Origin of the sequence: Sphaerospermopsis reniformis, from assembly GCF_005402885.1 — a bacterium.
Lineage (GTDB): Bacteria > Cyanobacteriota > Cyanobacteriia > Cyanobacteriales > Nostocaceae > Sphaerospermopsis > Sphaerospermopsis kisseleviana.
Genome location: NZ_BJCE01000256.1, coordinates 1 through 7,359, shown reverse-complemented (window position 1 = coordinate 7,359; position 7,359 = coordinate 1). Strand labels below are relative to the sequence as shown.

Below are 7,359 nucleotides of genomic sequence, written 5' to 3'. Positions count from 1 at the left end.
GCAGGGTGTAGGGGAAACAAAGGCATTTTAGCCCCCCTTTTTTTAAGCATGGCTGTTTCTTTATTTCAGGAGGGTACATTTGTCAATATCTTTAGTGATAGTTTTTGAAACAAAATCAATGTGAACCTCATTGATTCAAAACTCACAAATTTTTCCCCAGAAAATCAGAGCGATTCCCAAAATCGAATCTTGACATTATGCGCCTTTTTGGGAATAAAACATCCCTGCTTTTTTCAAGCGGGGTTGCGGGGATGAAAACCTAAACTGAAAAGTATTGCTATTAGTCCCAATCAATAAGGACTTAGCTTGTATACCCCGGATTTCTAATCGTCAGATCAAAAGATAGATTAGAAAAGAGGATTTAGTATAATTAATTACTGCTGTAAAGGAAATTTTGCATGACAATTAAGGAAATCTTTGCTGCTGATGTTGCCCGTAATATTGCGCCGGTTGTCTATTTTCATGAGCAAGACCCAGCCAAAGTTTTAGAAGAAGTCTCGGAATACATTATCACTGGTGGTTATCCTGAACAAGACCCCCGCCATAAGCGTGTACAATCAGGTATTCATGAGCAATTTGTCAAACTCCTCAAAGGCATAGCAGCAGAATTACAAAAACGGGGCGGTGTAGAATTACCAGCTTCTTGGATCTCAGGTTTTTATGGTTCTGGTAAATCTAGTTTTGCTAAACTTTTAGGCTTGGCTTTAGATGGTATTATCTTACCTAATGGTCGCACTTTAGCTGATACCCTCTTAGAAAGGGATGATTCTCCCAAAAGTCAAGAATTTCGTGATGCTTGGTATGAACTGCGAAATCAGCTTGACCCTATTGCCGTAGTTTTTGATATTGGTGCTGTGGCCAGGGATGATGAAGATATTCACTCGGCAGTTAAGCGAGAGATTCAATCACGTTTAGGCTACTGTACTATTAGTAATTATGTTGCAGATCACGAACTGAAATTAGAATTAGACCGCAAATGGGATGAATTTCTCAGTTGTGCAGAACAGACTTTAGGCGAACCTTGGTCAACAGCAAAAAAAGATCAATTAGCAGAAGAAGCCTTTTCTGAAGTCATGCACGCCATGAACCCCAGTCGCTACATTGACCCCATGAGTTGGCTTGATAGTCGTGCTGGCGCACAAACCGGAATCGGTACATCAGTTGCAGAAACCACGAAAGCGATTATTGATATGCTCAATTTTCGCGCCCCTGGTAAAACTTTGTTTGTGGTGGTGGATGAAGTGAGCCAGTATATCTATCAAAATACTAACCGGATGCTGAAACTACAATCTTTTGTTTCTGATTTAGGACAAAAGCTAAAAGGACGGGTGTGGTTATTGGCTACTGGTCAACAAAAATTAGAAGATTCTGATGATGAAAGTAACATTGGTAAACTCAAAGACCGCTTTCCGCCAAAGTTGCGGGTTCACCTTGCACCTACTAATATTCGGGATGTAGTTCACAAACGTTTGCTCAAAAAAGCCCCTAGCAAAGAACCAGAATTAAGAACATTATTTCAGCAACACCGTAGTGATTTAAAACTCTACGGTTATAAATGTGATTCTATCACTGAGGAAGACTTTGTAGAAGTTTATCCCATGCTTCCTGGTTATGTGGATTTGTTGATGCAAATTACCTCTAACCTCCGCACTCGTTCTAGTCGCGCTAAAGGTGATGATTATGCAATTCGTGGGCTATTGCAATTATTAGGAGAATTGTTTCGAGAACAGAAATTAGGAGATAAGCCTATAGGTGCGTTGGTAACTTTAGAAAACATTTACGAAGTCCAACAATCTGCCTTAGATGCTGATGTTCAGAATACTTTAGCCCGAATTTTTAACCATGAACAAGTAATTAATGATGAAATGGCGGTGAAAGTAGCTAAAGTTGTGGCACTGTTAGAGTTAATTCAAGAACAAGAACCCACTACCACTAATTTAGTTAGTCAGTGTTTATATTCTGAATTAGGCATGAATAATCCAGAGTCAAGTGTAACTCTAGCATTAGAAAAATTGCGGGGTTTAGGGTTATTGTCCTATTCTGATAAACTCGGTTATAAAATTCAAAGTTCTGCGGGACAAGAATGGCAAAGAGAACGAGAACCAAAGCCTACGAATGGGAACTGAGACTACAAGACGAAATCGCCCCGGATTTTACCATAGATGAAATTGACTCCCACCAACTGCGAAAAGACTTTATAGATAAAAACCCCGAACTCGTAGAAGAAATAATAGAAAAAGAAGAAAAACGGCGAGAACGTAAACGCAAAAAACAAGACCAGGAAGAAGACTGGAGTATTCCCACAGCCCCAGACTATGAAGAAGAATAAGAGAATAGGGAATGGGGAAACAAGTATAAAATTTAGTTTCTACGCTTCTGCATGAAATACAGCACATTGCAGATCAATCACATCCAAATTTTTATCACAAAGCCTTAAACCAAGAGAATTTCCAACCTGGTCACTGCTGTAATATAATTTCAAACAAACAGCAACAAACTAAACACAAGGTACTATGGAAAAAAGTAAAAAATGACCAGACCTTATCAAATTGTAATAGACACTAACGTAATTCTAGCTGGTCTACGTTCTAACCGTGGTGCATCCTACAAGTTATTAACCATACTCAACGATACTCGTTGGCAATTAAATATTTCCACCGCTTTAATCTTCGAGTATGAAGAAATACTGAAACGAGAAAAAGACCAATTAAACCTAAAAAATGAAGATATTGATAATGTTATAGAAGCGATTTGTGCCATATCCAACCAATGTAATATTTTTTATCTATGGCGACCAGTTGCACGAGACCCAGATGATGATTTTGTCATAGATTTAGCCGTAGAATGCCAAGCCGACTTTATCATCACTTACAATCAAAAAGATTTACAAGCAGCAGAAAAATTTGGCATCAGAGTATTAACTCCTAAACAATTCTTACAACAAGTAGGAGAATTATCATGAGTAACTTAAACGTACAAATCCCGGAATCTTTATATAAACAAATCGAAGCCTTAGCAGCCAAAGAAAATATGACCTTAGAACAACTTGTAGCTATTGCCCTATCAGCACAAGTTTCTGCATGGATGACCAAAGACTATATCGAAGAAAAAGCTAAACGTGGTAGTTGGCATAAATTCCAACAAGTTTTAGCTAAAGTCCCCAATGTAGAACCAGAAGATTATGACAAATTATAAGCCAAAACAACCCACTCAAATGAACCAACAAAATTTACAAACAAAATATAATACAAATAGTGTATGGGAAGATTTAGTAATTTCCATTTTATCAGTAAATCAATACACATTAAGTAAAACTTATGCAAATATTGAAAGTATGAGAGAAATTGGATTATTTAATCCAGAGAACTTAAAACAATGGGATATTCAGGAAATGAATCAACGCCTTCGTCAAGGAGGTTGTGAACGTGGTTCATTTATGACTAATTTATTTGCCGAAAGATTGACAGCTTTAGGAATATTAATTGCTAATCAAGGTATAAACAACTGTGAGAAAATACTTTCAAGTAGAGATAAAAAACTAATCACCGATTTCTTAATGCCCGTCAAAGGAATTGGACCAAAAGTTATTCAAAACTTCTTCTTACTTCAGGAACTATAAAAACCTGTATTATTCATGATTAAAAATCAAAGTATGAAAAATCAAAGTATGAAAACCTCAACTTCTTTTACTATTCCTTCCACTACTTTTCCTTCCACCTTTGCCCCTACCCTGCGGGATCTCCTAACGGAGATTGCGCCTTTGCGTGAGGTATTAAATAAACCCAGTTAAATAAACCCAGGACTTACACAAAATATGACGAAAGTAGGGGTAATTCATGAATTACCCCTACGAAAGAATCAGGTTTTTGATTGCTTCGTGCGTAAGTCCTAAAACCTTTAAATCAGAAAAAAAAGTAAAAAAATATCTGTATTAATCTGCGTTTATCTGCGTTTAAAAAAACACCCCAAAATCAAATTAACTTACCTTTGGGGGTGAAAGTCCCCAGCTTCTACAAGCAACCGGTTTTGCGTCGGGGTAAAATCCCTGTTACAAAACGTAATTCTACATTCTAAATTCTAAATTCTTCATTTTTTTAATTCCCCATCCATGTCTATTATTACCAACTATCTAAAAACCGAAATCGAACAGAAATTGCGGGAACAAGGAATAGTCATCTGGCTAGATAAAGACGCACACTATAACAACTATGTTGATGAACTCATAACCCGCCATCGCCAAGGTGAATTTTTCGCCCCAGTCGTCGCCTTTCGTGGTAGTTATCTAGAAATGTTATTTGCCCTAGAACCTTATGGTAATGGACTCGTCCCCGAAACATTACTCATTCATATGCCCGGACATACAGAAGATACAATTCGTAAAACCCCCATTTTAGAACTTTACCGGGCTGGTTATCGTTTCCGCAAAGCCTTAGACACCCTCATCCGCGAAGCCTCCACAGGTCAAGTTACCCCCACAGAACTAGAAAACTACCTTTCTCAAGGCGTTAGCGACCTGGCCACCGCCGAAACTTGGTTAGAAAATACCCTTTCCCAACCCCAAGACAGCCTAGCTAAATACTTAGAAAATTTCAGCCTAGAATGGATTTTAGAAGGTTTACTGGATCTAGACAACATCATAGATGAAGCTAAAAAACTACGGGTTAAATTTCCAGATACCCACAGTCTCGACACCCTAACTCAACATCTGTACCGCCACACAGGTATGGATGAGGCATTTTTACAGTTTTACTACAACCAAGAAACACTCTCCTTTTCTAGACTAGGTGAAGCCTTCGCTGCGTGGCTGATGTGCGTTGAATATGTCCAAAACCTCAACCGTTTACCCCACCTTCCCCAACTCCAACCCCTCAGCCAACTTTCTTTACCCCTACGGAAAAACTGTAAACAATTAATAGAGTACCTGCGTCAACGCTATCCCGATACCTACGCCGCCCAAGCGGTAATTGTTGAGTCTCACCTAGAACCTGAATTACAAACTCTTATCCCAGAGGAATTAAGCAAAATTCAGACTTTCCAATGGGGAGAAAACGCAGTTTTAGCCGCCGCAGTTCAGGCATTATTAGCAGGAAATTATAGTAAAGTTTTAACATGGTCAAAACCACGTACAGAAACACCTACATTTTGGTTAGAACGTCATAGCACCCAGAGAATAGAATGGACACTCATCCAAGCCGCCGCAACTTTAGGTGATAAAATTAACAACTCTGGCAGGATTAAAACCTTAGATAATCTCCGAGCCGTCTTAGAATACTATACCGATTCTGGTTATCAAGTAGACCTAGCCCATCGCCGTTTTGAGCAACAATACGTAAATTTACCAGATTTACCCCATTTTGCCCAACTCCTAGAAGCTACTGAACAACTCCGTCGCCAATATCGAGTTTGGGCTGATAATTTAGCCCAAGACTTTAGCGACATCTGCCAAAAAGACAGCTTTTTGCCAGAAGCAGATTTACAACAGCGTACCATCTATGATCAAGTTGTTCACCCACTCACCCAAAACAATCATAAAAAAGTTGCCTATTTTTTAATTGATGCTTTTCGCTATGAAATGGCTACAGAATTACTCCAAGATTTTACGGAAGCTGGTTCTGTAGTATCACTTAAAGGACGGTATGCAGAATTGCCTAGTATTACCGCCGTAGGCATGAACGCCTTAACTCCTGTCAGCCAAGGAGGAAAACTACTCTTAGCAGGTGATAATGGTTTCAAGGGTTTTAAAACAGGTGAATATACAGTCCGCAGTCCCCAAGAAAGGGTGAGAGCGATCAAAGATAAGAGTGTTTCTCAACATGGTAAGGAAAGTAAAGAAATTGTCAGCTTTAACTTAACAGAAGTGCGTAATTGTACAGCATCCAAGCTGAAAAAAACCTGTGCTAATGCCCGCTTAATTATTATTCATAGTCGAGAAATTGACGATGCAGGAGAAGCTAACCTGGGTTTAGCCACCTTTGAAACTTGGCTGGGACAAATCAAATCTGCCTGGAATCACTTAAAAAATGCTGGCATAAATGAATTTATTTTGACAGCAGATCATGGTTTTTTACTGCAAGACCATACGACTAAGGAAAAAAACTATGGTAGTAAAAAAGACCCATACCGCCGCTATATTCTAGATTCAGAACCACGCTCCGAGGAAGGTTGTGTCACAGTTTCTTTAAGTTCCTTAAAATATGAAGGACAAAATAAATACTTAATATTCTGCAAAGATACCTCCGTATTTGCTACGGGTAATCCTGGAGCTACCTTTGTACATGGTGGTAACAGTTTACAAGAGCGTGTAATTCCTGTCCTGAAAGTATCTCAGCGTTATAATTCCCTGTCGGGAATGGTGAAATATTTAATTGAAGCTCAAGCAGATAATAACAGAATCCGTTTAAGAGTAAAACCAGCCCCTTTACCCCAAAGTGTGTTAAATTTTACTGAATCTAAAACAATTAATTTAGCGTTTCATGTTCCTAACCGTCAGGATATTCAAATTACAATTAAAGATGTAATTGGTGCAAAGATAAATAACCAACAACTGCAAATTCCCGTTACAGATGAATGGGTAGAAGTAGGCTTGGATCTGAGAGGACAACGGGATGAACGAGTCCGTATTGAGATTTTTCACCCTGACGGTATAGAGGATGTAGAAGCAACCATTCCCCAAGAATATTTTGACGTTTCTGGTTCTTTGAAAACTGAAGTTAGCACCACACAAACACCAAGCAGCAATGATTGGCAAAATAGTTTTGAGGATCAAGCAATAGCCCAAGTATTCCTGCATCTGCAAAAACACAACTCTATTACCGAAATAGAACTCACCCAAATTCTTGGTAATCCTAGAAAAACAAGACGGTTTGCTTTAGACTTTGAGGAATACTTGAAAAAAGTTCCCTTCCTAGTCAGGATTGAAACTACAAATAATGGTAAGCGTTACGTTAAACAAAACTGAAATTAAAATCAATATACAGCAGAATTCAGAAGTCAGGAGTCAGGAGTCAGGAGTCAGGAGTCAGGAGTATGGCTAACGCCACGCTATGCCTATAGCTCCTACGTCGCTACGGATACTGTTGGCACGCCACGCTTCGCTATCAGGAGTTCAGGAGTTCAGGAGTAAAACTGGCTTTGTGTATAGGTTTAAATCTTGATTCTGTACCTCATATCTTAGGAAACTGCTGTAAGTACCCAAGCAAAATTAATTTAAGTAAGTCGGCACGAAAAAACCAAGGTGTGTAACAAAATGTAAAATTCCTAAAAACCTTTTCCCTCCAGCATAGCTGCCCCCATACTCCCTACTCCCTACTCCCTACTCCCTACTCCCTACTCCCTGCCCCCTGCCCCCTGCCCCCTGCC

The 7,359-nt window shown here is 39.1% G+C and carries 6 protein-coding genes; all 6 read left to right on the top strand.

From position 1 onward, the window contains the following. Nucleotides 1–398 precede the first annotated feature (398 nt). The 6 genes from brxC (at nucleotide 399) to pglZ (ending at nucleotide 6,958) form a co-directional block, all read left to right on the top strand. Nucleotides 399–2,126 carry a BREX system P-loop protein BrxC gene (gene brxC, locus FFR48_RS23395; protein ID WP_137669021.1) on the top strand — a complete coding sequence of 576 codons (1,728 nt, stop codon included), beginning with the start codon at nucleotides 399–401 and terminating at the stop codon, nucleotides 2,124–2,126. Beyond that, a complete protein-coding gene (locus FFR48_RS23390) occupies nucleotides 2,084–2,329 on the top strand; it encodes a hypothetical protein (protein ID WP_201277670.1) in 246 nt (81 codons plus the stop codon). The genes brxC and FFR48_RS23390 overlap by 43 nt, the downstream gene beginning before the upstream one ends. 201 nt (nucleotides 2,330–2,530) lie before the next feature. After that, a complete protein-coding gene (locus FFR48_RS23385) occupies nucleotides 2,531–2,962 on the top strand; it encodes a putative toxin-antitoxin system toxin component, PIN family (protein ID WP_137669020.1) in 432 nt (143 codons plus the stop codon). Further along, on the top strand, nucleotides 2,959–3,195 hold the full coding sequence (locus FFR48_RS23380; protein ID WP_137669019.1) for a hypothetical protein: 237 nt from the start codon (nucleotides 2,959–2,961) through the stop codon (nucleotides 3,193–3,195). The genes FFR48_RS23385 and FFR48_RS23380 overlap by 4 nt, the downstream gene beginning before the upstream one ends. Then, complete coding sequence (locus FFR48_RS23375) at nucleotides 3,182–3,619, top strand: hypothetical protein (protein WP_137669018.1); 438 nt, start codon at nucleotides 3,182–3,184, stop codon at nucleotides 3,617–3,619. Before FFR48_RS23380 ends, FFR48_RS23375 begins: the two co-directional genes overlap by 14 nt. Before the next feature lie 489 nt (nucleotides 3,620–4,108). After that, a complete protein-coding gene (gene pglZ, locus FFR48_RS23370) occupies nucleotides 4,109–6,958 on the top strand; it encodes a BREX-6 system phosphatase PglZ (RefSeq protein WP_137669017.1) in 2,850 nt (949 codons plus the stop codon). Nucleotides 6,959–7,359 lie beyond the last annotated feature (401 nt).

Excerpts from the sequence above, each read along its gene's own strand:
- FFR48_RS23390 (WP_201277670.1), top strand. The coding sequence starts at position 2,084 with ATGGCAAAGAGAACGAGAACCAAAGCCTACGAATGGGAACTGAGACTA.
- pglZ (WP_137669017.1), top strand. The coding sequence starts at position 4,109 with ATGTCTATTATTACCAACTATCTAAAAACCGAAATCGAACAGAAATTG.
- FFR48_RS23375 (WP_137669018.1), top strand. The coding sequence starts at position 3,182 with ATGACAAATTATAAGCCAAAACAACCCACTCAAATGAACCAACAAAAT.
- FFR48_RS23380 (WP_137669019.1), top strand. The coding sequence starts at position 2,959 with ATGAGTAACTTAAACGTACAAATCCCGGAATCTTTATATAAACAAATC.
- brxC (WP_137669021.1), top strand. The coding sequence starts at position 399 with ATGACAATTAAGGAAATCTTTGCTGCTGATGTTGCCCGTAATATTGCG.
- FFR48_RS23385 (WP_137669020.1), top strand. The coding sequence starts at position 2,531 with ATGACCAGACCTTATCAAATTGTAATAGACACTAACGTAATTCTAGCT.